A 24,809-nucleotide genomic window follows, 5' to 3' on the forward strand; every position below is an offset into this window, starting at 1 on the left:
AACACTAACGAGGACACAACATGCGATCCCTGATGCTTAAACTGGCGACACTGCTGCTGGTGCTGAACCTGACCGGCTGCGGCTACAACACTTTCCAGCAACTGGATGAAGAAGTGAACGCCAACTGGTCCGAAGTGCTGAACCAGTATCAGCGCCGTGCCGATCTGGTGCCCAATCTGGTGAGCACCGTCAAAGGCTATGCCAGCCATGAAGAAAAAGTGCTGACCGAAGTGACCGAAGCGCGTGCCAAGGTCAGCAGCATTCAGGCAACCCCTGAGCTGATCAACGACGAAGCCGCATTTGCCAAGTTCCAGCAGGCACAAAGCCAGATGACATCGGCATTGTCCCGCCTTCTGGTGGTGGCAGAAAACTATCCGCAACTGAAGGCGGATGCCAGCTTCCGTGATCTGCAAGCCCAACTCGAAGGCACCGAAAACCGTGTGACCGTGGCACGTAATCGCTACATTCAGGCCGTGAAGGAATACAACGTGGCGATTCGTACCTTCCCGAATAACCTGACCGCCAGCATGTTTGGCTACAAACCCAAGCCTAACTTCAGCGTGGAAAACGAGAAGGAAATCTCCAAGGCCCCTGCTGTTAACTTCGACAAGTAAGCTACGTGAAGAAGTTGAGCGCTTTGCTGCGCTGGTGCCTGCCCCTGCTGTTGCTTGCCTCTCTATGGCAGGCGGGGGCGGCGCAGGCGCTGGAAGCCATTCCACCGCTGACCCAGCGCGTGACCGACCTGACGTCGACCTTGACGGCCGAGCAGCAGGCCGGGCTGGAAGCGCGCCTGCAGGCATTTGAGCAGCAAAAAGGCAGCCAGATTGCCATCCTGATCGTACCGACGACCCAGCCTGAAGATATCGCCCAGTATTCCATCCGCGTGGTGGAAGCCTGGAAACTGGGGCGCGAGAAGCAGGACGATGGCGTGCTGATTTTGCTGGCGAAGAATGATCGCAAGATGCGCATTGAAGTCGGCTATGGCCTCGAAGGGGCGATTCCCGATGTCACCACCAAACGCATTATCAGCGATGTCATGGCGCCATACTTCCGGCAGGGCGATTTTTACGGCGGCTTGAATGCGGCCGTGGAGCGTATCGCTGCGCTAATCGATGGTGAAGCCCTGCCTGCGCCGCCGCAACAAGCGCGTGGTGGCGAGCATGACTGGGGCGATATGCTGCCGATTCTGCTTTTTGGCGGCCTGATTGCCGGTGCCATGTTGCGCGCCGTGCTGGGCAGCTTTTTTGGTGGTGTGGCCACCGGTGGCCTGATAGGCGCCGCGGTCTGGATCCTGGGTGGCGGCCTCATCATGGCGCTGGTGCTGGCCTTCATTGCCTTTGTCGTCACGCTGGCCGGTATTGGCAGTCTGGGTGGATTTGGTGGCTATGGCGGCGGCGGATTTGGCGGCGGTAGCGGTGGTGGCGGTTTTTCTGGTGGAGGCGGCGGCTTCGGCGGCGGCGGGGCTTCGGGAGACTGGTAAATCATGCTGAAAAAATCCGGATTTTCACGTTTCATTTCCCACTTGCTGGCAACGCCATGGCAGTTCAAGCGCCACTTCAGCCAGCAGGCACTTATCAATATTGAGAAGGCCACGGCCGCGAGCGAACGCTCACATAATGGCGAAATTCGTGTGGTGGTGGAGGGTAGTCTTTCGCCCATGCATATCCTGCAAGGGGTCACGCCGCGTCATCGCGCCATTGAGCTGTTTTCGCAACTGCGGGTCTGGGATACCGCGGCCAATAATGGCGTGCTGATCTACCTGTTGCTGGCGGATCGCGATGTGGAAATCATCGCTGATCGCGGCATCCACCAGCATGTGGGCGAAGCGGGCTGGGAAGCAATCTGCCGCGAAATGGAAGCCATGTTTCGCCAGGGGCATTTCGAAACCGGCGTACTGCATGGGATTAGCCGCATAGGCGCCGCCTTGGAGCAGCACTTTCCCCCCACTTCTGATGATCAAAACGAGTTGCCCGATGCGCCGCTGGTTCTCTGATTCTGGCGCCTCAGTTGCCAGATTTGCCAGTGCGCTTGCCGCGTTCTGCCTGCTGTTATCGTCCCCTGTCTGGGCCGATAGCGCAGCACTGACGCAGGTATTGCAACAGAAACCCACGCTGGAAGGCTTTGACATGTGCTACGGCGGCGGCTGTGCCGCCATGGCGCGCATTACGCTGAGCGCCGAAGAATGGCAGCGCGTGGTGCAGGTCTTTACCCCCACCCCGGAAAATGCAGCCGCCGAACGTGTGGCCATCAGCCACGCGCTGGGGGAAATGGAAAAGATGGTGGGAGCCAAAACCGGTACATCGGTCGACAAGGCGGGGACCTTTGGTGTCTGGGGCAAGCCCGGCCAGCTGGATTGCAATGACGAGGCAGCCAACAGCACCGCCTACATGAAGCTGATGCTGAAAGAGGGCCTGATCCGTTTTCACGATATTCTGGATACCAAGCGTCGCGGCTTCTTTCTCAATGGCTGGCCGCATACCACCGCCGTCATACTTGATCGCGCCTCGGGCGAGCGCTTCGCCGTGGATTCCTGGTTTTACGATAACGGCCAGCCGGCGGTGATTGTTCCGCTGGAGCAATGGAAGTCGGGCTGGAAGCCAGAAAACAGCCCCGCCCGCTGAGCATCGCGCGCGGGCTTTCAGCGTGTTTTTCGTTGTATTTGATTTAATCCCGCACGCAATCCGGGCCGTTTTTGCCTCGTGAAACGCCTCTCGGCTGACTTCGCGGGCATTTCTCTATAAAATCCACACCTTAAGTTTTCTTCCATTCCCCATTTTTTTTAAGAGTTACTCATGCGCGCCTCTCAGTTTTTTATTGCCACCCAAAAAGAAGCCCCACAGGAAGCCGAGCTGCCCAGCCATAGACTGATGCTGCGAGCCGGCCTGATCAAGCGCCTGGGCTCTGGCCTCTATACCTGGATGCCGCTGGGGTTGCGCGTATTGCGCAAGGTGGAAACCGTGGTGCGTGACGAAATGAATAAGGCCGGTGCGCTGGAACTGCTGATGCCTGCTGTGCAGCCTGCCGAACTGTGGCAGGAAACCGGGCGCTGGGATGTGTTTGGTCCCCAGATGCTGAAGATTACTGACCGCCACGAGCGTTCCTTCTGTTTCGGCCCTACGCACGAAGAAGTGATCACCGATCTGGCGCGGCGCGAAATCAAGAGCTACAAGCAATTGCCGCTCAACTTTTACCAGATCCAGACCAAGTTCCGCGATGAAATCCGCCCCCGCTTTGGCGTGATGCGTGCGCGTGAATTTATCATGAAAGATGCCTATTCCTTCCATACCAGCCTGGAATCGCTGGAGGCAACCTATGCCACCATGTATCAGGCCTATAGCAATGTGTTCAATCGTCTGGGCCTGAAATTCCGCGCGGTGCGTGCCGATACTGGCGCCATCGGTGGTGATGGCTCGCATGAGTTTCATGTGCTGGCGGATTCAGGTGAAGATGCGCTGGCTTACTGCCCTGCCTCTGACTACGCCGCCAACGTGGAGCTGGCAGAAGCATTGCCACCCAGCGCACCACGGGCCGCCGCGCAGGAAACCCTGCGTGAAGTGGATACCCCCAAGCAGACCGCCTGCGAAGATGTCGCCGCCTTGCTGGGTATCAGCGTCACCCGCACGGTGAAGGCAATTGCCCTGATGGTGGCCCATGGTGAAGGCCAATCCCGCTTTGTGCTGGCGTTGCTGCGCGGCGACCATAGCCTGAATGAGATCAAGCTGGCCAAGCAGCCTGGCTTTGCCGATTTCCGTTTTGCTACTGAAGAAGAAATCCGCGCGCATCTGAGTTGCCCTCCTGGCTTTATCGGCCCGGTAGGCGTGAGCGCCGAAGTGAGCGTTATTGCCGACCACACCGTGGCTGCCATGAGTGATTTTGTCTGTGGTGCCAACAAACCCAAGTTCCATCTGGCGGGCGTCAACTTTGGTCGCGATTTGCCTGAGCCTTCGCTGGTGGCGGATATCCGCAATGTGATCAATGGCGACCCCAGTCCGGATGGTAAGGGTGTGCTGGAACTGTGCCGTGGCATTGAAGTCGGCCATATTTTCCAGTTGCGTACCAAATATGCTGAAGCCATGAACGCGACCTACCAGGCCGAAAATGGCGAGCTCAAGATCATGGAAATGGGCTGCTACGGTGTTGGTGTATCCCGCATCGTGGGCGCGGCAATTGAGCAGGGCAACGATGCCCGCGGCATTATTTTCCCCGCCGCCATGGCGCCTTTCAGTGTGGCGATTGCGCCTATCGGCATGGATAGAAGCGATGCCGTCAAAGACGCTGCGCTGGCGCTGTATGCAGAACTGCAGCAGGCCGGCATTGATGTGTTGCTGGATGACCGTGGCGAACGGCCTGGCGTCATGTTTGCTGATCTGGAACTGATCGGTATCCCGCACCGTGTGGTGATTGGTGACCGCGGCCTGAAGGAAGGCCAGGTCGAGTATCAGGCACGTAGTGACGAACAGGCGCAGTCTGTTGCGCTGAGCGAAATTGTCAGCAAGCTGAAGCAGGCACTGGCCTGAGGTTTGGCTTTTATGTGGGCTGCGGGCTAAACCTGCAGCGTGTTGCGCCGTAACAGACTGATGATGAGGATGCGCGCATTGAATAAACTCTGTATATCCGGCTGGCTGGCCTGGGCACTCTTAATTGCGTTGCCTGCCCACGCCGGTGCGCAGAAAGAAGAGCCGCTCTCGAATAGTGTACGGGCGCTGATGCAGAAGTCCGTCAGCGATCTGGCCGCGCCCAGGCTGGTGTTTGCCAGTGAGGTGGAAGGCCAGCGCTGGATGCAGGACATGTCGGAACGTCTGAAAAAGCGCATGCCGGACCAGACCATGCGCGAGGATTTTTTACGGTCTGTGCATTACGAGGCATCGCGTGCGGGGCTGGATCCGCAAATGGTGCTGGGCTTGATTCAGGTGGAAAGCGGCTTCAAGAAATATGCGGTGTCGGAAGTCGGCGCGCGCGGCTTCATGCAGGTCATGCCGTTCTGGGTTCGCAGCATAGGCTCGCCGGAGCATAACCTGTTTCACCTGCGCCTCAATCTGCGCTATGGCTGTACCATCCTGCGGCATTATCTGGATATCGAAAATGGGGATTTGTACCGGGCGCTTGGCCGCTACAACGGCAGCCTGGGGCAGCCGGAATATCCCAACATGGTATTAAGCGCCTGGCGCAACAACTGGAGCTATCGCCCCGGTTACTAGCACCAGGCATCTGGATCAGGGGGCGACCTGGTCCGAGACCTTGAAGCCCAGATACGTCCCGAACTCTCCTTCGCGTTCCGCGTACACAAACACCATGCCATTGCTGTAGCCAACGCCGTTGTAATGGTTTTGCGATAACAGCTTGAGCGTGGGTGGCAGCGCGCTCTTGCCCACCAGTTTGCCATTCAGATCAAATACCAGCACGGCCTTGTGGTCGACATCCAGCACGGCCAGTTCTTCGCCTGCAATGCCTGTGTAGGCAATGAAGTGATCGCTGATGTCATCATATCTGGCGCCCGCGGCATCCAGATCCAGCACGATTTCGCTCACTTTTTCGCGTTGCTTGGGGTCTACGACCCACACCCGGTTACTGCGCTCTTGCTTGGCATAGTAGCGCTGGGTTTTTGCATCGTAGCTTGGCATGGTGGCCGCATCGCCAAACGCCGGGTTGAAGCTGATAATGTCGCGCGTATTTTCCGTCAGCTCCCCCTTGTCATTGATTTCCAGCGAGTAAATGCCAGTACCCGGGGTAAAGCCTGCATTGCTTGAAACATTGTAGGTAATGGTTTCGATGAGCTGGGTGTTGGGATTGAAATAGATGGCGCGGTTATCCAGGCCGGGCAGGGCGGATTGCAGGTATTTGCCGCTGGCGTCAAACACATGTACCTCCGAGCGCGAGGTGGTGATGTCCATGGAGCCCGGTACCGGGCCCAACCCGCCATCGGCGACAAAATAACGCTGATGCAGTGGCGAATAGGCAACGCCCATCGGCCGGGTAGTTGGTTTCTTTGCCAGCGGGATGCGTACCCCGATCTGGGCTTCTGGCAGCACCTGGGCGCTAGCAGGCAGAACCAGCCAAAGGCTGGCAAACAAGGCGGATATGGCAGTAAAGCGATTTAACGTCATGGCAACTCTCATCTCACTCTCAAATTCACGGCGCATTGTGGTCATGGCCTGGGTCATCTGTCGGGATTCAGTCCCGCTCAGGATTGGGAAGAATACCCGATTATGAAGCGCACAGGCAGCAGGAGTTCCGTTGCCCACCCTGGGCGTGGACAGCTTGTTGCTTTTGCGGCTGCTAACCGGGGGTGGGCGCTTGGTCGGTGGATTCCCGACGTTCCAGCAGCATGGCATCGCCGTAGCTGAAAAAGCGGTAACGGCTGGCAATGGCATGGGCATAGGCCGCGCGAATATGTTCCACCCCGGCAAAGGCCGATACCAGCATCATCAACGTGCTTTTGGGCAGGTGAAAGTTGGTCAGCAAGCGCTCGACCACCTGAAAGCGGTAACCGGGTGTGATGAAAATGTCGGTTTCGCCACTGCCCGCGACCAGAGCCCCTGAGCGCGCTGCGCTTTCCAGGGCACGCAGGGCGGTGGTGCCAACGGCAGTAATCTTGTGGCCGGCAGCGCGCGCGGTATTGATCAGATCGACGGTGGCAGGCGGTACGGTATAAATCTCGCTGTGCATGCGATGCTCGCTGATGTCATCTACACGCACGGGCTGAAACGTACCCGCGCCTACATGCAGGGTAACGTAGGCGATCTGTATGCCCGCCGCCTGCAGGCGATCGAGCATGGCCTGATTGAAATGCAGCCCGGCCGTGGGCGCGGCAACTGCCCCCGGGGTTCTGGCATAAACGGTCTGGTAACGCTCATCGTCTTCGGCATCGGCCGCATGGGTAATATACGGTGGCAAGGGCAGGGCACCATATTGATCAAGCAGATCCAGCAAGGGGGTGGCATGCTCCACTTCAATCAGGAACAGGTCGTCCTGACGCTCGATCACGCGTGCCGGAATGCCATCGCCGATAAAGATGCGGCTGCCAGGCTTGGGCGAGCGCGATGCGCGAATATGCGCCAGCGCTCTATGCGTATCCAGCGGCCGCTCAATCAGCAGCTCAATGCTGCCGCCACTTTCCTTGTGGCCTTGCAAGCGGGCTTTGATCACGCGCGTATCATTGAATATCAGCACATCGCCCGCGTTTAGAAACTGCGGAAGTTCGCGAAACTGATGGTCGGCAATGGCGCCGCTATTGCCATCCAGCCTTAAAAGGCGGCTGCCATCACGCTCGGCGGCAGGGAATTGGGCGATCAGTTCTTCAGGCAGGAAAAAATCAAAATCTTCGGTTCGCATATTGCTCAAGCTTTGTTATAATCGCGTTCCACTCAGCCGGGGTGGCGGAATTGGTAGACGCAGCGGACTCAAAATCCGCCGCCGCAAGGTGTGGGGGTTCGAGTCCCCCCCCCGGCACCACAAAAAGTTATTTTACCATAATAAACAATGGCTTAAAAATAACGATCCTGTTGTAAATCTCTCGTTTTATAATGTTCCCCAGTAGTTCCAAGTCGCTAGCAAGACGCTGAATTTTCGCGTTTTTGGCGTGCCAAATGCTTACTTCATCTTGCCTCCAGGTGACATGCACTCACGTGTTTAGCCCGCCTTGCGAAACGTCAGGTTGATGCGGTCTTCGCCGGTCAGCGGGTGCTGCTGCGGCTTGATAGGCAACACGCCATGAAACCGTAAGCGGTCTTCACCGCCCCACACCAGGACATCGCCATGCTGCAGGTTGATACGCGATGTTTTGTCGCTGCGCTGCATGCCTCCCAGTTGAAACACCGCACTTACACCCAGCGATACCGAGACGATGGGCGCGCTGTAATCCACCTCGTTTTTGTCCTGATGCAAACTCATGCGTGTGCCGGGCGCGTAGCGATTGATCAGGCAGGCATCCGGCAAAAACCCGTCGAAGCCGCAGAGCGCAGCTGCTTCGGTGGCCAACTGCTGCATGGCGAGTGGCATGGCTGGCCACGGCTGATCTGTCAGTGGATCGATAGGGCTGTAGCGATAGCCTTTGCGGTCGCTGACCCAGCCCAGCGGACCACAGTTGCTCATCGCCACCGACATGGTAAAGCCGCCAGGCGTCTGCATGTGGCGCAGGGGCGAGCGACGCAGGATAGCCTGGATATCACGCCACAGAATGTCCTGCCGGGCGAGTGCAAATCCAGCAAGCATAAATGTGGCCGCTGCCAGTGCTTGCGGTGCGTCTGAGGCAAAAAGATCACGACTCATGAGATATCTGCTGCTTATCCTTTAACGAGTATGGAGTAAGCGGAATGCAGGCGGGCGCGTGCCTATGGAATTCCGCGGATATGCGCTTGAGACGTTTTTTGCAGGATGTGGTTGCCGGGTCTGCAAAAAATGCCATGGCGATGCACCGGTATTTTAAAATAACATTCATTAAATCATATGCTTGCTTAAAAACTCACTGTAGGCCTGCTCGTTGCAAGCACATGCAGCATGCCCAGTTTACTTCTCTCTTCTTTTGTCGGGCGCGGCCGCAATGCAGGCTGGCGTCCTTTTGTTTTTATCCTGCTGCTCAGTTTGCTAAGCGCCGCCCTGCTAATGGCGGACGATCTGCTGTTTCATGCGATGGGTGGCGCGCATTATGCCGTGTTTGAGCCTGTCTATGGGCTGGTCATCTGGCTGTTGGCGCTGGGGTTCTGGTTGTGTCGCCAGCGATGGCTGGTGGCACTGGTGCTTATGCTGTTCGTCTTCATGCAAATCATCCAGTTTGCCAACCTGGCGTTTACCGGCGAGCCGCTCAGCGTCAGTGATCTGCAAAACGCCCTGCAAAATCCGGAGGATATCCACCAGGCGCTGCAGGCCAGCTGGGCGCCTTATGCCTGGGTGCTGGTGGTAGTGGGGTTGCCGTATGGGGCACTGTTTCTGTTGCATGGCTGGCTGCAACCGCGTCTGGGGCTTCCGTATTTCAGTCTGGCGTGGTTACTCATATTGCTCATTCTGGCGGCAAAGCCGATACGCGCGAGTTACCGCGATCTGGAAGACTTTTTGCCCGGCCCCACGCGCAGCGCTTTGCACAACAGCATGAATGTCTTTTCATTTTTTGCCGTCAAGGGCTTGCAAGGTGACACCACAGCGCCCGCCTCCGACATGCACGCCATGGTGCCTTATCGCATGACGCGGCAAGCTTCGCCCTCCATGCCACGGCATATCTGGCTGGTGGTGGCCGACTCCTTGCGACCGGACCGCATGAGCCTCTACGGCGCCAGCCGCCAGACCACGCCGCATCTGCAACGCTGGATGCGCCAGATGAACGGGATACGGCTGAAGGGCATTGCCGCCGGGGTGAGCACGGCGGTCAGCCTGCCTGCATTAATGAATGTGATACGCGAGCCCGGGCAGGAAGCCTGGATGAAAGACAAGCGGCATAATCTGTTCCGTCTGGCGCAAGAGCAGGGCTATGAAACCTATTGGCTGTCATCGCAGGAGTCCAAGCTGCTCACCTACCTGGGTCGACCTTTCATCGATCACGTGGTGACCAAAGAAAATCGCATGGTCGGCTTTATGCAGCGCCGCGATGCTCTGCTGGCCGATATTATTGAAAAGCAAATGCCCACGGATAAAAGCTTTGCCGTTTTCAATATGCGCGCCGTGCATTTTCCCTACGAAGAAAACTACCAGCAGGATCGCGCCTTTACACCGCCCTGGCCCACGACCAGTGAAATCAGCCATGAAACCCGCATGCTTAACGCCTACGATAACGCCATGCTGCATTGGGATGACGTCATGGATCGTATCCTGCGTGCTTTTTCAAAGCTCGATGGCGAGAAGTATCTGATTATTACCGCCGACCATGGGCAGCTACTGGGAGAGGAGGGCCGCTGGGGCCATAACCGCCTGCAACCGGAGGTGGTTGAGATCCCGATGATGGTCCTCAGTGGCAATACCGCGCAACCCGCGGACCTCGTTCAGGATTCATGGGTCAGTCATTACGAGCTTGGCCTGTGGCTGGCTCAACGTCTGGGCGTGCAGATTAATAACCCCAACGCGGACGTCACCCTGCATTTTAATCACGGCGACCAGTTGCTCGGAGACCGGTTCGTACTCCCCATCCGTGAATGGCCGGATCGGATTGAATACCATGCGCCCGTGCTGCTGAGTACGCTGAAGCCTCGGCAAGCGGCGGATAGATGACGTTTGAAAAGAAATTCTGGAGCGTAAAATCTGGCGCGCCCGACAGGAGTCGAACCTGTGACCTTTGGCTTCGGAAACCAAAAAAATAATGTGTTAACTATTTGAAATAAAATATTATAAGTTTCATAATTGTGGTGTTACTGCGATATCACCACAACCACATGGCCACCATTACAAAGAAAGTCTCTGCAGCAACTCAGAAGGTAACTTATCACGTTCAAGTGAGGAAGGGCCACGTCCAAGCGTACAAAACTTTCACAAGGGAAAAAGACGCAAAGGCCTGGGCCGCGGAAATGGAATCTGAGATTTCCCGAGGCGTTTATCAAAGCCGGGCCAAGGCCGAAAAAACAACGATGGCCGATGCCTGCGATCGGTACGAAGAAGAGGTGCTTCCCAGGCTAAAAGGAGCCGCGCCAGACAGGTCCAGACTGCTCAACATAAAGGAGCGCATTGGCCATCTCAAGCTGTCTTCTATCACATCAGCTGTTCTGGCCAGTTACCGGGATAACCGATTAAAACAGGTTTCGAAACAAACTGTCATTCACGAGCTGGGCTTAATCAACCGTGTGCTTAAGGCCTGCGTGCGCGAATGGGAGATCCCCATCCCAGGCGGAATTCCGGAAGTTACCAAGCCCACTAAACCTCCAGGCCGAAGCCGGCGTATCGAGGATGATGAAATCGAGGCAATATTAGCCGAGACGAAGAGCTTCGCTCTCGCCGCAATCGTTCGGCTGGCGCTCGAAAGCGCCATGCGCCGAGGCGAGATGGCCAAGCTCACCTGGGATCAAGTCGACCTGGAGCGCCGTGTAATTTTCCTGGAGGACACCAAGAACGGTGAAAACCGTCTAGTGCCCCTCAGTCTAGCAGCCTCGGCTGCCCTGAAACAGCATCGGGAAGACCAGTCTGAGGCCCGACGGTTGGCCATTGAGAAGCTACGATTGAAGAAGATTGAGCCTGATTTAACCCAGAAGAAATGGAGTGACGATCGGGTCTTCCGGATGCGTCCGGACAGCATTACCCAGGCCTTCGCGCGAGCAAAGGAGCGGGCTCGGGAAAAGTACGAGCAAAAGTGCCAGGATGGAGGTATCCAACCGGTGAAAGGCTACCTAACGAACGTTACCTTCCATGACAATCGGCATGAGGCGACAAGCCGGATCGCCGACAAAGTGGATAACCTTGTTGAGCTGGCCAGTGTGACGGGGCACAAGGACCTGCAGATGCTGAAACGATACTACCACCCGAAGATTGAGGATTTGGTGAAGAAGCTGGGGTAATAAGTGAAATGGGGAGTAAGGGCATGTCAATATACCCGCCCATAGCGGTCAAGATCTCCCCCACTGCTTAATGCGGCGGCGACACATGATGTAGCATCAAAATCCCAGTGAAAATCCTAAACCATAGCAGACGATAGGGTCGCTGACGAAGATACACTTTAACTATTGGATGTTTTGTTTACGCCAATTATCGACAGCAATTATCAGCCGGTTGTCTTTAACTGCATTCTGCCATTCATCCCAGAAATTCACCGTGCCACTATTTGGCTTATTCCGTGGCTCGTCGATTCTGATGCGACTTGGCAATAAGCTGGCATCGCCAACAACCAAAGCCTCTCCAGTATCAAGCGTTGGAAGGATATCGCTAAAGCCGCCAAGGCTGTCGGGAAGGAGACGTTTAATAACACCCTGATCTTCAGCATTGGTTAGGCGCATAGATACGAAGTTACTACATTGGCTAAGCAGAGTTTTGTTCACTTCGGATGGGCGCTGACTGATTACAACTAAACTAACGCCATATTTACGTCCCTCCTTAGCGATGCGCTCGAATATATCCAACGAAATATTGTCGGCAGAATCGGCCATGTTACGCTGAGGCATATATAGGTGAGCTTCGTCACAGAGAAGTGCAATGGGGTGGCGAAGTTCTGATGGAGTCCACTGCTGCACAGAAAATGTCACTCGCGCAACAAGGGAGACGATCAGAGGAAGGACATCTGAGGGAACCTCTGAAAAATTGATGATCTTGATACCAGCCTTTCCATTCTCGCCCGTGCTTCCAAGGGCGGCATTGGCAAATTTATCAAGCCACGCGAAGTCAAGAATGTCTACGCCACCATTGAACATGAACCCGAGTCGTTTGTCGGAAATTTTGTTTTCAAGTCTGGAGATCATACGTGCGAGCTTGCCGAAGAAATCACCTTGCTTTTCGCTTCCGGGTTTGGCGCCTGGAACCATTTCGACGTTAATCGAATTCAACCTCTCCATAAGGAAATCGAGATCGAACGGAACAGGGCTATCAACAGTGAAGTGCCTTAGCAATGCCTGCTGGTCATTGTCTTCAAGGTACTTTCTTTTGCCTTGGTTAATTTCTCGCGCCATAATCATGGCTTGGTTAGGGGCATTCTGATCGCTATGATCTACAAACATTGAAACGAGCGCCTCATAAGAAAGCAGCCAATAAGGAAGATAAAGCACATTGTCAGAAATAGTGCGCTTGGCTTCAACATCTGCTGGGCCTGCAACTTTGAAATGTTCAATGCCAGGGCCTATCAATGGAGCGTATTCGCCGTGAAGGTCAAAGACAATGGCATTCGCGGTAGAAAGCCCTGACATTTGCTCAATGATTTTGGCAGTTGTCCAAGATTTTCCAGAGCCTGTGCTCCCTCCAATAAAGGCATGGCGCTGAAAGAATTTATTGCCATTAAGATAGGCTACTGCATTTTCATCCAGGGTGTACTTTCCTAGCGTCAAGGCATTGCCGTCCGCTGATACACTTGAAAGTGTACGCATAAATCCTGTGAGGTTCTCGCCTTCGAGCGCGAAGCAATTCGCATCTATTTCAGGGACGCTTTCGAGTGTTCGGCGGAAAACATTCTCCCTGGATCCATCACGATCCAACAGGGTTCCAATCAAAGCAATTCGGCACAGATTCAATTCTGAATTTTGTTCCATGACACCGTCATCCGAAAGAACCTCGATGCCTCGTTTCCTAGTCACTTGTGTAATAAGGCCGATAAGGTGCTGCCCAGGCTTGCTACTCTGAAGTACAGCGAGATGATTAACCTGAAGTCTTTTTAGATGAGAGATATTCTCAACATCCACAATGACATTCGTTGTATCAACGGAGGCAACCTTTCCGAGCGCGTCTTGATCCCTAAAGTTGAATATTGGCATATGTTCTCTCTACATAATGACTGACATGAAGCCTTCAAGGCTCCAGATATTTTTCTCTACTTTAAGAGAGGAGCTGGCAAGAGAAGAGTAAACAACAGACTGGTTATCTGTTGCTCCTCGCTCTATGGCTAAGTAATTTTGTGCTTTTCCGCCAAGGATAAGCTTTCTTGCTGACTCCGAGAGCGCGTATGTGATGATGGTGACTGGCGCCCCCTGACGCAGACATTTGGCCATAAGTTTTGGCTGAATATGTTCATCATTGAATCCATATCCAATGCACAAGTATGAGCCTGCCTCATTTATAGCTATGTCGGCATTATTGATGATGGACCGGAATGGCTCAAGGTGCGTCTTTTGGTACTTTTGCGTGCCAGGTGTCACAATCTGAGGGCTGTAATTTTCAGGGATTTCATTGGCGCCTGAAATTGCGATGGTGTCTTCTAGAGGAGACTGAAACCAGTCCAGAGATCCGTGTACCTTCCAAATATTCACCCTACGTGAGCAGGTTAATTCATCGGGCGTGGCTATTTGACGGAAAAATCCGTGTGTAAACCCAGTGTAGTGATGAATTCTGCTTTGGTCGCATGCGTACTCTGCCAAGCGATCATAGTTTGTAGTGATGATATTTATCTTTTTCAGGCTTGATTCAAACATGTGCTCAAGCAAGCGGCTCAACGGGAACATTGAGCGGTTTTGCAAGCCACTCTTAAAGATGCTGCGATCTTCAGCGTTTATAAGTGACCAAGTAGAATTTATGATTCTGCAAGTCAACTCCTTAGATAAATCAACTTGATGAAGTGCCGCTTCTAAATCCAAACCGTCCCTCAGTGTCTGACAGAAAATCTGCCATGACCCCATCTCGGAAGCAGATAGTCCTGAAACATCAGTTGTTTTAATCAAATGTTGCCCAAGCCCCCACATGCCAGAAATTCCATGTGCAGCCGAGGCTCCGCTACCCAAAATAATGATGGGAGCCTTGCCGTAATAGTCCTGAGCTTGCTTTTCGTAATTAATGTCAGACAAAGTGTTATCCCTTTGTTATTTTAACGACCTGAAACTGCGAGATAAGGCAAGCATTTGAATGCCGCACCACGCGGATAGATAATAAACGAAATACATATTAGATATTGCGATTGTAGGACTTGCAGCTGTTTAGTAAATTAGTGGTGTTTAATAGATGAGTTAAATGAAATGAAAAAAATGTCCTTAGGTCAACGAATAGTAATTGTGATAGAGAGGGGCGCTGAAGATGTTGCTTCCTTGGAAAAATGACTTTCAATCAAGCAATCGTAGTTATTAGAAATTATCGATAAGCCCATGTGCTCCCACTACGACCCCGTCCTCAACGCCCAAAAGCTGAAGCAGCACTTCGGCGTCGATGATCTTCCGCCAGGTCTCAAGCCCAGCCTATGGCCTACCTATGTGGGACCATTCCTCCGCAAGCACGAGCATGCCGATGTAGGTGACGAAGCCGTACCATTCAAAGAATTGATGGTTGGCTCCTTCGGCCTGATCCCCCATTGGGCCAAGGATACCAAGATTGCCCGGCAAACCTATAACGCCAGGTCGGAGACCGTCCATGAGAAACCGGCATTCCGGGATTCCTGGCGCTTGAATCGCCATTGCATCATTCCGGCTGAGGCGATCTTCGAACCCGACTGGCGATCCGGTAAAGGAGTGGCCACCCGGATAGTCCGGACGGACGGGAAACCGATGGGGATTGCCGGGATATGGACCGGGTGGAAGAACCCGGCTAACGGGGAGATCCTACGCAGTTTTTCAATGCTGACGGTGAATGCCGATGATCATTCGTTCATGCGCAACTTTCACAAGCCTGACGACGAAAAGCGCATGGTGGTGATCCTGCATGAGGATGAGTATGATGGATGGCTCAATTCAACCGCAGAGGATGCCCGGCATTATCTGCGGCAGTATCCGGCAGATGGCATGAGAGTGGCGGTCCATGACTAATTACGAAAAACTGGTTTCCCAAGTGGAGGCGATCCTGACGGATGCCGGGGATCCGGATGTGAAGGATTTCGATGCTGCGGCCTGGCTAGAGGAATGGCTACAAACCCCGGCTCCTGCGCTGGGAGGTGTTGTGCCGGCAAGTATTGTGGAGTCTGCTGAGGGATTTAAACTTGTTTCTGGCATGATTAAGAAAATTCATGCTGGGGTGTTTGCGTAAATACTATTACCGTACTTTTGCTTAATTTTACTCAAAGTAAATATGACTAAATCAGAACTTATAAATATTTTGGCCGAGAAATTCCAAGAAATCCCCCATGATGATACTGAGATGGCAGTTAATGTGATTCTGGATGCCATGACCAAAACCCTAGGTAATCATGATCGAATAGAGATAAGAGGGTTTGGCAGCTTTGTGGTTAAATATAAGCTCGCTCGCAATGCTCGTAATCCTAAAACTGGTGAGGCAGTTTATGTTGAGGAAAAAGCAGCCCCACATTTTAAAGCTGGAATAGAGTTAAAGCAGCGAGTAAATAAATCGATGGAACCGACTATCAAATTGGCTGCTTAAGGCTTGATTTTTTTCAAAGAATCATAGTCCAACTTTATTACCTCTTTTAATTTTTGAAATGATATCCAATGCATTATCGAATTTAAATTTCATTTCTTACTGATTAGATTTAGGTGTAATGTCAGATACAAATCCAAACGCATGAGGAAGAGGGCTGTAAGAGTTTTTCAAATTATAGCCTAGCATGAGTAGCCATTTTGAGCTGTGGGATGGAGAGTTTAACAAACCAGAAAATATAAATGGATCACTTGTTGTCATAAACTGAATTACTTTACTTTTTAGAGTAGTTTGAAATTCCGTAGCGAAACTATTGATCCAGTTGGATTGAGTGGTCGAAATCTCGGAAAAGAGTTCATAAATTTGTATTAATTCTTTCGACCAGAATATTTTTTTATATTCAAAATCGATGACCCAGAAGCCAGTCAAAGAACCATTGCTAGCAAGCTTCTGAAGCTGCTTTGAAATTGGTGTTTTCATAAGTGCTTTTGAAAACTCTGTGTTTTCACTTATTGCACAAATTTCAAAACCATCCAAAATCATGATCGTTTAATTAACTCGGGAAAGTTAATTCATTTCACGCTTCGGTAGGCTTATATGAAAGCCTTGAACATAATCAATTTTCATATGCTGAAGTGCTTCAAGTATCTCTTGATTTTCCACAAACTCAGCAATCGTTTGTATCCCAAGATCATGACATAGGCGAGAAAGGTTGCTGACAAGAGCATAGTCAACCTTTGAGTTCAATATATTACGAACGAACGCTCCGTCTATTTTGACGTATTCAAATCGCAACTCTCTCAGGTAATGAAAGGAGTTGTAACCGCTCCCAAAATCATCAAGGGCAAAGGCAAATCCTTTATCGCGTAATTTCGCAAGAAATTTTCGCATATTAGTCATGTCGCTAATCGCGTCGCGTTCTAATATTTCAAATACAACATGAGAAGGGGGTATTTTCAATTGATGACACAACTCTTCCGCATAGCCTAATATTCCTCGGCCTTGTATTTCCTGTGCCGATAGATTCAGAAATAATTTAGCCTCAGGATGCGCAGTGTTGTGTAGTTGATATTTGTCATTAAAAGCATGTTCTATAATGGCACGATCCAACTCTCTTGCTAGACCGTACTTCTCAATTGCCTCTATAAATATGCCTGCAGAGATTGTTTCACCAGTGGGTTCTACTAGTCTTGCCAGTGTTTCATAGGCAAAAACCTCTTGGGTACGGCAATTTACAATTGGCTGATAATATGGGATGAATCTTTTTTCTTGTAATGCCTTCCGTAATTTTTCAGCATAATCTCGGGTAAGGCGGCTAGTCTCTACACGATCTTTCAATGCGTCTAACGTGCAAGATCCATTTTTACCCATTTCTTTTGCCCGATACATCGCGACATCCATCCCAGCAAGGAGGTCAGTCAGGTTGTTCGTATCATTAGGGTAGTTAGCTATACCAATCGAAACTGTCTGATGAAACTCTCGATTGTCAGAAGAGAAAAACGATTTATCTCTTAAGCATTTACCAAGGGCCTCAGCGACAACCCTGGCACCTTCCCGGTTTGTCTCAGTTAAAATGACAACAAACTCATCGCCCCCGATACGCGCTGCCAAATCACCCATGCGAATATTGCTCTGCAATATCTCGGCAACCCCTCTTAGAACCTCGTCCCCTGTTAAATGACCATAGGTATCGTTGATGTCTTTAAAATCGTCTAAATCAAGTAGAAGCAACGAGAACTCATGCTGATGGCGTGCTGAACGCCCAATTTCGTATTCCAGCATGTGATTAAATTGTCGACGGTTATAAAGCCCCGTGAGCGGATCATGCATGGAGTAGTACTCAAGCTCAGCAAGAGACCGAGATAGAACCTTGCTTGACCCAACAACCATAACCATGACCGAAAGAATCGATCTGAGAACACTGTCCTCCTGAGGCGTCAGGTTAGCGGTCGAAACATATGCAACGCCCAGCAAGCCGGCTAATTTAGGCGTGTGCTGTGGGACAGTCACCGTGATCATCCGTAAATCATCGGAGCTGTCGTTATCCCCTGTCGCTTTGATATAAAACTCTTCTATATCTAGCGCTACAGAGCTAGTGATATTCATGCTATTCAGAACTTGAGTGGTACAAAGCTCTCTTGCGATTTTTTTTGAATTTTCTGAATGATTTCCAATGAAATATAAAAAGAGCGATAACCCGGATTCTTCAGAGAAGGCGATATAAAAGAAGTTAAATGGAAAAATCGAATGGAAATCTGCAAGGATCTCTTGAACGAACTCTTGCCAATGGGACACATGCTCATGAGACAAAATAATTCTCTCTAAAACGGCGCTTTGGCGTTCGAGCAAATCCTTCTCTATTAATGTGTCAGATAAGTCTGAAAGAGTAGTATGGAATTCTCCCATTAGTGCCTGGACATAATCACCGTTGCGATACCATTGCCTGTTTCGCTCTTGGAATAAGATATTGAGGGTGGAATCCAAGCGGCTGAAAGTTTGGATGATTCCTTCGACAGAAGATAATGTGTCCTGATTTTTTGCATGTTCTGCAATTGCCTTCAATGCACTCACAGTGTCCTGGTGGACACTGCGGATAAGTTGTACAACTTCACCACCAAAGGCTTTGGTACGTGTTTGACTCTCCATTAATGCAGCAAGACGATCAATGACGCGTTGCCGCACAGTCTCTAAAGTTGTGGTCTCAATCCCTGGCATTTTATGCAAACTCACCTGATGAGAATGAGCCGCCAGGACTCATTAAATCCACTCCACATTGAAGATCCCGAAACCATTCAAGAAACTCTTTGACCGCAGCGCCCCGATAAACTGGCCCATGCTGCGGAGCAATGATGTCAATATCAAGATCAGCAATATTGGCTAGCCAGCATCGTATTGCTTTGTTTGAACACATATACCGTTTATGAAACCCAGCTATATATGGTAGGTGACTTTGGAAATCATCCACATATGGATCGTCTTTTTCCATGGGCAGCATCGCAGCTCCAATATCTCCAGTGAATAGTATTTTAGAGATCGGATCATAGACATTGATTTGCCCCTCAGAGTGAAGGAAATGGGCGGGGATAACCTTGAGAGTGAAATCTGGAGCTAATTTATATTCCATGCCTTCATCAGGTACCCCTGAGAAGCATGACATGTCTTTCAGCCCGTAGTGAGGTAGAAATCGCATCCAAATCTTGGATACATATACAGGGCAGTCCGTCAGTTCCAACCAAGTAGAAATCCCACCGACTATGTCAGGATCTTGATGTGAAAGGAAGATGGCTTTTATTTGGTCCGGACGAAGATACCGTAGTAGTTCAGCTAGAACGCGGGGCATGACTCCAAAACCACCTGGATCCAAAAGCACGCCTACATCCCCATGGGCGATCAAATATTGATTTGAACGTATACCGTCTTCTTCGCCTGGCTCACTTTCATTTAACAAAATAAATCTGTGCTCATTATTTTCGAATAATTTTATATTTCGCATTTAAAACCACTTTGAGCTAGGATAGCCCTATTATTATTATGGTTATAGTATGTTTGAAATATAATCTTCGCAACTAAAAACACAAATGAATCAACGTAGATGAGAGTCATTATCGATTAAGAGGTGGAAATGAATAGCATTATTTCTAAATATATTAATTAAAAACAATGTCTTACAATGTAAAAAATATTTAATGTCTCTTAATTCTTAATGAATAAGGGTTAACCTATTCAGCTTAAAGATTTTTAATTTCAGGTCGATAGATAGTATTGACTGAGTATCAGTAGAGGGGATGGTAATGCTTTTCGTTAATATATTTAAAAATAAAGAAACAGAAGCTGAGCATATTTATATGCGTAGCCTAATTTCCGCAATAAATAAATCTCAGTGTGTTATCGAATTTGATCTCGAAGGTAGTGTTATCACTGCGAATCCCAATATGTTGTCCATACTGGGATACTCGCTTGAAGAAGTCATTGGCATGCCTCACTTTACTTTTGTTGACATGGAAGATCGCCAAAGTAGTGCCTATCAAGCCTTTTGGGAATCATTACGTGCAGGGAACTACCAGACTGGCATCTACAAACGTATTGCCAAAGATGGTCGGGAAGTCTGGCTTCAAGCCTCTTACAATCCTATCTTAGGACTAGATGGAAATCCCATAAAGATAGTTAAATATGCGATGGATGTCACAGCTCAGCAATTAAAAGAAGCAGATGCTACTGGTCAAATGCAAGCCATTTCAAAATCCCAAGGAGTGATTGAGTTCGATCTCGACGGTACCGTTCTTACGGCCAATCAGAAATTTCTCGACATCATTGGTTATACCTTGGAAGAAGCAAAGGGTAAGCCACATAGCACTTTTGTTGACACCGAGACTCGCGATAGTTCTACTTATAAGGAGTTTTGGCAGAGGTTGCGTGCCGGGAATTATGATGCAGGGGTTTATAAGCGGATAGCTAAAAACGGGCGCGAGGTATGGCTCCAAGCGTCCTACAACCCCATCTTCGATTTGCATGGAAAGCCATTCAAGGTTGTGAAGTATGCTTCTGACATTACGGATCTTGAAATAAAACTCGCAGATTACTCTGGCCAGATCGCAGCCATCGGTAAGGCGCAAGGCGTTATCGAATTCAATCTTGATGGCACCGTTATTACTGCTAATCCCAAATTTTTAGAAATATTAGGGTATACGATGGAGGAGGCGATAGGCAAACCTCACAGTACTTTTGTAGATGACGAGACGCGTAACAGCAAGACATATCAGGAGTTTTGGGAACGTCTGCGTGCTGGTCAATATGATGCAGGGGTTTACAAGCGAATTGCCAAAAATGGAAAAGAGATTTGGTTGCAGGCCTCCTACAATCCAATTTTCGATATGAACGGCAAACCTTTCAAAGTGGTCAAGTACGCGACTGATATTACTGAGCAAGAGTTAAAGCATGCAGATTTTTCTGGCCAGTTAGCTGCTATTGCCAAGTCTCAAGGTGTTATTGAATTCAATTTAGATAGTACGGTAATTACGGCGAATACTAAGTTTCTAGATATATTGGGCTACAGCCTTGAAGAGGCGGCAGGCAAGCCACATAGCACGTTCGTTGATGCTGAGACCCGGAAAAGCGCCGAGTATCAGCAATTTTGGGAGCGATTGCGTGCTGGTCAGTTTGATGCAGGCGTTTACAAGCGAATTGCGAAAAACGGTAAAGAGGTTTGGTTGCAAGCTTCCTATAACCCCATCTTCGATTTGAATGGCAAACCTTTCAAGGTGGTCAAGTATGCGACTGATATTACGGAGCAAGTGCTAAGTACCCAAGCAATGAGTCGTACGGTCGAAGAAACCCAGGAAATTGTGGCTCAAGCAAAAGCTGGTGATTTGACCAAGCGAATTTCACTTGCCGATAAAACCAATGAATTACGCATACTCTGTGAAGGTGTCAATGCATTGATCGGAAACATGGCCGAGATCATTACGCAGATCAAACGCTCAAGCGATACCATCTCTACATCTGCCAATGAGATCGCGACGGGTAATAATGATTTATCCCAGCGCACTGAAGAGCAGGCATCCATGCTGGAAGAAACTGCTTCAAGTATGGAAGAGCTGGCCTCTACGGTGAGACAGAACGCCAACAATGCAAATCAAGCCAATCAGCTTGTTCATGAGGCCTCAGAGATTGCAATGAAGGGCGGCGAAGTGGTTAACGAAGTCATTCATACCATGTCAGGCATAAGTGAAAGCTCGAACAAAATCGTGGATATCATTAGCGTCATCGATGGTATCGCTTTCCAGACTAACATCCTGGCGTTGAATGCTGCCGTGGAGGCGGCCCGAGCAGGGGAGCATGGACGCGGATTTGCCGTTGTGGCAAGTGAGGTGCGCAATCTGGCCCAGCGCTCGGCTTCTGCAGCCAAGGAAATTACACAATTGATAACTGCCTCGGTTGCTAAGGTCAAAGATGGCTCCAAGCTTGTGGCTGAAGCAGGCTCAACGATGGAGGATATTGTCGCTTCTGTGAAAAATGTTACTACAATAATGACAGAGATTACTCATGCTTCGTCTGAGCAGAGTACTGGCATCGAACAAGTGAATGTTGCGGTCAGCAACATGGATCAAGTCACGCAACAGAACGCAGCCTTGGTTGAGGAGGCCGCAGCAGCGGCTATGTCACTGGCGGATCAGGCCAATATTCTAATGGAAGCTGTTTCACGCTACAGAATTGAGGAAAATCAAACACATCAGAGTATTAGGCCTCTATTAATGTCAGTAAATTAAAACTCATTTAATGACGAGATAGCGATCCATAATTTTGGATCTCTCGCTAATCTGGCCAGGGTCGCGCCGACATCCAGGATCTTAAGGAAGTTGGTGCGACACACCTATAAGACAATCAGGACGCTAAATTTGCCGAAAAGATCATCCATGATTATCCTGATAAACTCTGTAGCAGTTTTTCCCGGATTGTTTTGCTTGATACATGGCCTCATCGGCACCCTTCAGCAGATTCTCTGAATCTTCTGCACCTTCTGGATAAGTTATGAGGCCTAGACTGCCAGAAACATGGACAATGTTTCCAAAAATATTAAAAGGTTCTCGCAATGCCAACACTATTGAGTTAGCGACTAACTCAATGGCATCTCGGTCATTAAGATCATTTAGAATAACTACAAATTCATCACCGCCCAGTCTTGCAACCGTGTCTGCCGCACGAACCTTATTCATAATCTTTTTCGCAACCTGGATCAGGAGCTCGTCACCAGCGGCATGACCTAATTCGTCATTTACCTCTTTGAAATGATCAAGATCAATAAAAACCAGTCCGAGCTTCTGATTGGAACGTTTTGCTTTGATAATCGCTTGCTGTAAGCGATCATTAAATAATCTCCGATTGGGTAAACGTGTCAAAGGATCGTAATTGGCGTATTCCAATATCTTATCGGAAGCTTTCTTTTTTTCAGTAATGTCAGAAAACATAGCCACATAACTGGATACGTTGTCATTACTATCACGGACCGTACTGATAGATAACCATTCGGCGTACACTTCTCCCGTTTTCTTTCTGTTCCATACATCCCCCTCCCAATGACCAAGAGTTTGTAGGGTTTTCCACATATTCTGGTAGAACTCTTTTGACTGCTGACCAGAGCTCAGCAGATTAGGGTTGGATCCAATCACTTCTTTCAAAGAATACCCGGTTAACTCCGTGAATGCGGGATTAACAGTGACAATCTTATTGTCAGAATCAGTGACCATAATCCCTTGGTTACTATGATTGAAAACCGCAGTGGCTAGACGCTGCTTTTCTTCCAATGCTTTTTGACCAGATACATCCTGAATTTGGGCAACATACAAGTTTGCTTCATCATCTGGATTCCTCACCATCGAAATGGTGAGGTTCATCCAAACCACATTGCCATTTTTTCTGACGTAGCGTTTTTCTATTTGATAAACATTTATATTTCCATGTATCAATGCCTCAAGTTTCTGGCGGCTAAGTTCGACATCATCCGAAAATGTAATATCCAATGGTGTAAGCACTTTAAAATCATCTCTGCTATATCCAAGCATTTCGCAGAATGCGCTATTTACCAATAGATAATTTAAAGAAGAATCTAAAACGGCCATGCCAAGGGGAGCATACTCAAAGATATTCCAGAGCAGTCGATCACTTATCCCCCTCTCTTCATTTTTCCAAGCATGAGGAAGCTTATTTGCCAGTAGAGCCGGTAGATTGCTGAGGTAAGAGGCCATGGAGATATTGACTGAGTTTTTTGTAAAGAGGGTTAATATCGCATGTTTTATGCCAAACCCTATTCTTTTATATCTGATTGATTTAAAAGATATTATTTATTTTATAAATTTGTGTTTATAAAATTAAAGTGCAATTTTCATCTCTTATGTCTAAAGGTCGACGTTTTTTGCAGTTTGAAATTAAAAGTTGTCCCCTTAAAGACAAGGGGCAACCATATGCTTCCATTAGGCCCCTAAGCAATACCCAAGACCTGAAAAGCAACCGCTCGCCCGATCACAAAGCTAGGCTACAGTCGGCTTATGTGGAGGCAATTCCTTCGCGCTAATGTAGGCGATGATGCGCTCTTGAAAATGCGCAGGTCTTCAAGAGCCCGAACTACACGGGTGCTTGGAAGGAGCTGTACAGGGTGGGGTAAGGCGGGAACGCATCGCCTTGTATGGGCTCGAACCTTAGGCCTATGTGTACATCAATAATGAATGGGAGGCGTATGGATAAATACCAACTGGCAGCCATCTATCGAGAATACATCTCATGTCTTAATAAGCAAAACTGGCAAGAGCTAGGGCGATATGTGCATTCAGATGTCCAGCGAAATGGTGAAAAACTGGGGATTGAAGGCTATGAGGCTATGTTGAGAAAGAGCTATGAAGATATTCCCGACCTGGAGTATAGGATTGGAATCCTTGTCGCTGAGCCTCCTATAGTTGCAACTCGCCTTCTCTTCGATTGCACGCCTCATGGCGAGCCGTTTGGGATACCAGTGAATGGCAAGAGGATTTCATTTTCAGAGAATGTGTTCTATGTTTTTCGTGAGGAGAAGATTGAAAAGGTGTGGTCGGTGATCGATGTTGGAGCTATCGCAGCCCAGCTCTGACATTCCTTGGAAAACTCATGAGACGCTCAAAGCTATCCTTCATCTCTATGTAAGTACGAATCGGAAATTAGTCTCTGACCAGCAATCAGGGCACATCTGGGATGAAAGTGGATGGTTTTATAGGGCCCGGTTGACTGAATATCATACGAGGTCACTGCTTTCAGAATAGGCTCCCCACATTCCGCACAGCGAATAGGCAGCTGAAGGCTTTCAACCTTATTAGGTAGTTCGTTGACTGAATTCACAAAACTCATCATATTCCTTTCATGGTACTACCGCATATTGTAGGTAA

At 49.8% G+C, this 24,809-nt stretch carries 22 protein-coding genes and 1 tRNA gene; 14 read left to right on the forward strand and 9 right to left on the reverse strand.

Annotated elements, in window-relative coordinates; all coding sequences use genetic code 11:
• The first annotated feature begins 20 nt into the window (after positions 1 to 20).
• The 6 genes from FNL37_RS03125 (at position 21) to FNL37_RS03150 (ending at position 5,198) form a co-directional block, all read left to right on the forward strand.
• Entirely contained in the window at positions 21 to 614 is a 594-nt protein-coding gene (locus FNL37_RS03125) for a LemA family protein (protein ID WP_015830831.1), read from the forward strand.
• A 5-nt stretch (positions 615 to 619) separates the two neighbouring features.
• Entirely contained in the window at positions 620 to 1,480 is an 861-nt protein-coding gene (locus FNL37_RS03130; protein ID WP_159355099.1) for a TPM domain-containing protein, read from the forward strand.
• Positions 1,481 to 1,483: 3 nt separating this feature from the next.
• Entirely contained in the window at positions 1,484 to 1,993 is a 510-nt protein-coding gene (locus FNL37_RS03135; RefSeq protein WP_159355100.1) for a TPM domain-containing protein, read from the forward strand.
• On the forward strand, positions 1,974 to 2,621 hold the full coding sequence (locus tag FNL37_RS03140) for a hypothetical protein (protein WP_159355101.1): 648 nt from the start codon (positions 1,974 to 1,976) through the stop codon (positions 2,619 to 2,621). The genes FNL37_RS03135 and FNL37_RS03140 overlap by 20 nt, the downstream gene beginning before the upstream one ends.
• 171 nt (positions 2,622 to 2,792) lie before the next feature.
• On the forward strand, positions 2,793 to 4,517 hold the full coding sequence (locus FNL37_RS03145; RefSeq protein WP_159355102.1) for a proline--tRNA ligase: 1,725 nt from the start codon (positions 2,793 to 2,795) through the stop codon (positions 4,515 to 4,517).
• 69 nt (positions 4,518 to 4,586) lie between these two features.
• A complete protein-coding gene (locus FNL37_RS03150) occupies positions 4,587 to 5,198 on the forward strand; it encodes a lytic transglycosylase domain-containing protein (RefSeq protein ID WP_159355103.1) in 612 nt (203 codons plus the stop codon).
• Between the two features lie 15 nt (positions 5,199 to 5,213).
• On the opposite strand, the gene FNL37_RS03155 is transcribed toward FNL37_RS03150, so the two are convergent.
• A complete protein-coding gene (locus FNL37_RS03155; protein ID WP_159355104.1) occupies positions 5,214 to 6,104 on the reverse strand; it encodes a hypothetical protein in 891 nt (296 codons plus the stop codon).
• A 172-nt stretch (positions 6,105 to 6,276) separates the two neighbouring features.
• Entirely contained in the window at positions 6,277 to 7,332 is a 1,056-nt protein-coding gene (queA, locus tag FNL37_RS03160; protein WP_159355105.1) for a tRNA preQ1(34) S-adenosylmethionine ribosyltransferase-isomerase QueA, read from the reverse strand.
• A gap of 35 nt (positions 7,333 to 7,367) precedes the next feature.
• On the opposite strand from queA, the gene FNL37_RS03165 reads away from it, so the two are divergent.
• Positions 7,368 to 7,452: transfer RNA gene (locus FNL37_RS03165), tRNA-Leu, on the forward strand.
• Between the two features lie 177 nt (positions 7,453 to 7,629).
• Here the strand turns inward: FNL37_RS03165 and alkB are convergent.
• The gene (alkB, locus tag FNL37_RS03170) at positions 7,630 to 8,268 is read right to left on the reverse strand and encodes a DNA oxidative demethylase AlkB (protein WP_159355106.1); all 639 of its coding nucleotides are present in this window, start codon (positions 8,266 to 8,268) and stop codon (positions 7,630 to 7,632) included.
• 228 nt (positions 8,269 to 8,496) lie between these two features.
• On the opposite strand from alkB, the gene FNL37_RS03175 reads away from it, so the two are divergent.
• Both FNL37_RS03175 and FNL37_RS03180 read left to right on the forward strand, forming a co-directional pair.
• Positions 8,497 to 10,194 (forward strand): sulfatase-like hydrolase/transferase, encoded by a 1,698-nt coding sequence (locus tag FNL37_RS03175; RefSeq protein ID WP_159355107.1) that lies wholly within the window; start codon positions 8,497 to 8,499, stop codon positions 10,192 to 10,194.
• A gap of 161 nt (positions 10,195 to 10,355) precedes the next feature.
• Positions 10,356 to 11,468 (forward strand): integrase, encoded by a 1,113-nt coding sequence (locus FNL37_RS03180; RefSeq protein ID WP_159355108.1) that lies wholly within the window; start codon positions 10,356 to 10,358, stop codon positions 11,466 to 11,468.
• Positions 11,469 to 11,630: 162 nt separating this feature from the next.
• Here FNL37_RS03180 and FNL37_RS03185 read toward each other — a convergent pair whose 3' ends face one another.
• Entirely contained in the window at positions 11,631 to 13,364 is a 1,734-nt protein-coding gene (locus FNL37_RS03185; protein WP_159355109.1) for an ATP-binding protein, read from the reverse strand.
• A gap of 9 nt (positions 13,365 to 13,373) precedes the next feature.
• Positions 13,374 to 14,387, reverse strand: coding sequence for an SIR2 family protein (locus tag FNL37_RS03190; protein ID WP_159355110.1), 1,014 nt, complete (start codon positions 14,385 to 14,387; stop codon positions 13,374 to 13,376).
• 294 nt (positions 14,388 to 14,681) lie between these two features.
• On the opposite strand from FNL37_RS03190, the gene FNL37_RS03195 reads away from it, so the two are divergent.
• The 3 genes from FNL37_RS03195 to FNL37_RS03205 are packed head-to-tail and all read left to right on the forward strand — an operon-like array spanning position 14,682 to position 15,903.
• Positions 14,682 to 15,335: an SOS response-associated peptidase gene (locus tag FNL37_RS03195; RefSeq protein ID WP_159355111.1), complete on the forward strand. Its 654-nt coding sequence runs from the start codon at positions 14,682 to 14,684 to the stop codon at positions 15,333 to 15,335.
• Entirely contained in the window at positions 15,328 to 15,552 is a 225-nt protein-coding gene (locus FNL37_RS03200) for an MbcA/ParS/Xre antitoxin family protein (RefSeq protein WP_159355112.1), read from the forward strand. The genes FNL37_RS03195 and FNL37_RS03200 overlap by 8 nt, the downstream gene beginning before the upstream one ends.
• Positions 15,553 to 15,594: 42 nt before the next feature.
• Positions 15,595 to 15,903: an integration host factor subunit beta gene (locus tag FNL37_RS03205; RefSeq protein ID WP_159355113.1), complete on the forward strand. Its 309-nt coding sequence runs from the start codon at positions 15,595 to 15,597 to the stop codon at positions 15,901 to 15,903.
• A gap of 96 nt (positions 15,904 to 15,999) precedes the next feature.
• Here the strand turns inward: FNL37_RS03205 and FNL37_RS03210 are convergent, their stop codons facing one another.
• Genes FNL37_RS03210 through FNL37_RS03220 form a run of 3 tightly spaced genes read right to left on the reverse strand, consistent with a single transcriptional unit; the run spans position 16,000 to position 19,393 of the window.
• Positions 16,000 to 16,437, reverse strand: coding sequence for a hypothetical protein (locus FNL37_RS03210; RefSeq protein ID WP_159355114.1), 438 nt, complete (start codon positions 16,435 to 16,437; stop codon positions 16,000 to 16,002).
• 30 nt (positions 16,438 to 16,467) lie between these two features.
• Positions 16,468 to 18,615: a putative bifunctional diguanylate cyclase/phosphodiesterase gene (locus FNL37_RS03215; RefSeq protein WP_159356144.1), complete on the reverse strand. Its 2,148-nt coding sequence runs from the start codon at positions 18,613 to 18,615 to the stop codon at positions 16,468 to 16,470.
• A 1-nt stretch (position 18,616) separates the two neighbouring features.
• The gene (locus FNL37_RS03220) at positions 18,617 to 19,393 is read right to left on the reverse strand and encodes an oxygen-binding di-iron domain-containing protein (protein ID WP_159355115.1); all 777 of its coding nucleotides are present in this window, start codon (positions 19,391 to 19,393) and stop codon (positions 18,617 to 18,619) included.
• A 298-nt stretch (positions 19,394 to 19,691) separates the two neighbouring features.
• Between FNL37_RS03220 and FNL37_RS03225 the strand changes: the two genes are divergently transcribed.
• Positions 19,692 to 22,166, forward strand: a complete 2,475-nt coding sequence (locus FNL37_RS03225; protein WP_280526108.1) for a methyl-accepting chemotaxis protein — start codon at positions 19,692 to 19,694, stop codon at positions 22,164 to 22,166.
• Between the two features lie 141 nt (positions 22,167 to 22,307).
• Here FNL37_RS03225 and FNL37_RS03230 read toward each other — a convergent pair whose 3' ends face one another.
• Positions 22,308 to 23,642: a sensor domain-containing diguanylate cyclase gene (locus FNL37_RS03230; protein ID WP_159355117.1), complete on the reverse strand. Its 1,335-nt coding sequence runs from the start codon at positions 23,640 to 23,642 to the stop codon at positions 22,308 to 22,310.
• A 488-nt stretch (positions 23,643 to 24,130) separates the two neighbouring features.
• Here FNL37_RS03230 and FNL37_RS03235 point away from each other — a divergent pair, with 488 nt between their 5' ends.
• Complete coding sequence (locus FNL37_RS03235; protein ID WP_159355118.1) at positions 24,131 to 24,517, forward strand: ester cyclase; 387 nt, start codon at positions 24,131 to 24,133, stop codon at positions 24,515 to 24,517.
• Positions 24,518 to 24,809: the final 292 nt, after the last annotated feature.

The sequence above is a fragment of the Methylovorus glucosotrophus genome (assembly GCF_009858335.1).
GTDB lineage: Bacteria > Pseudomonadota > Gammaproteobacteria > Burkholderiales > Methylophilaceae > Methylovorus > Methylovorus glucosotrophus.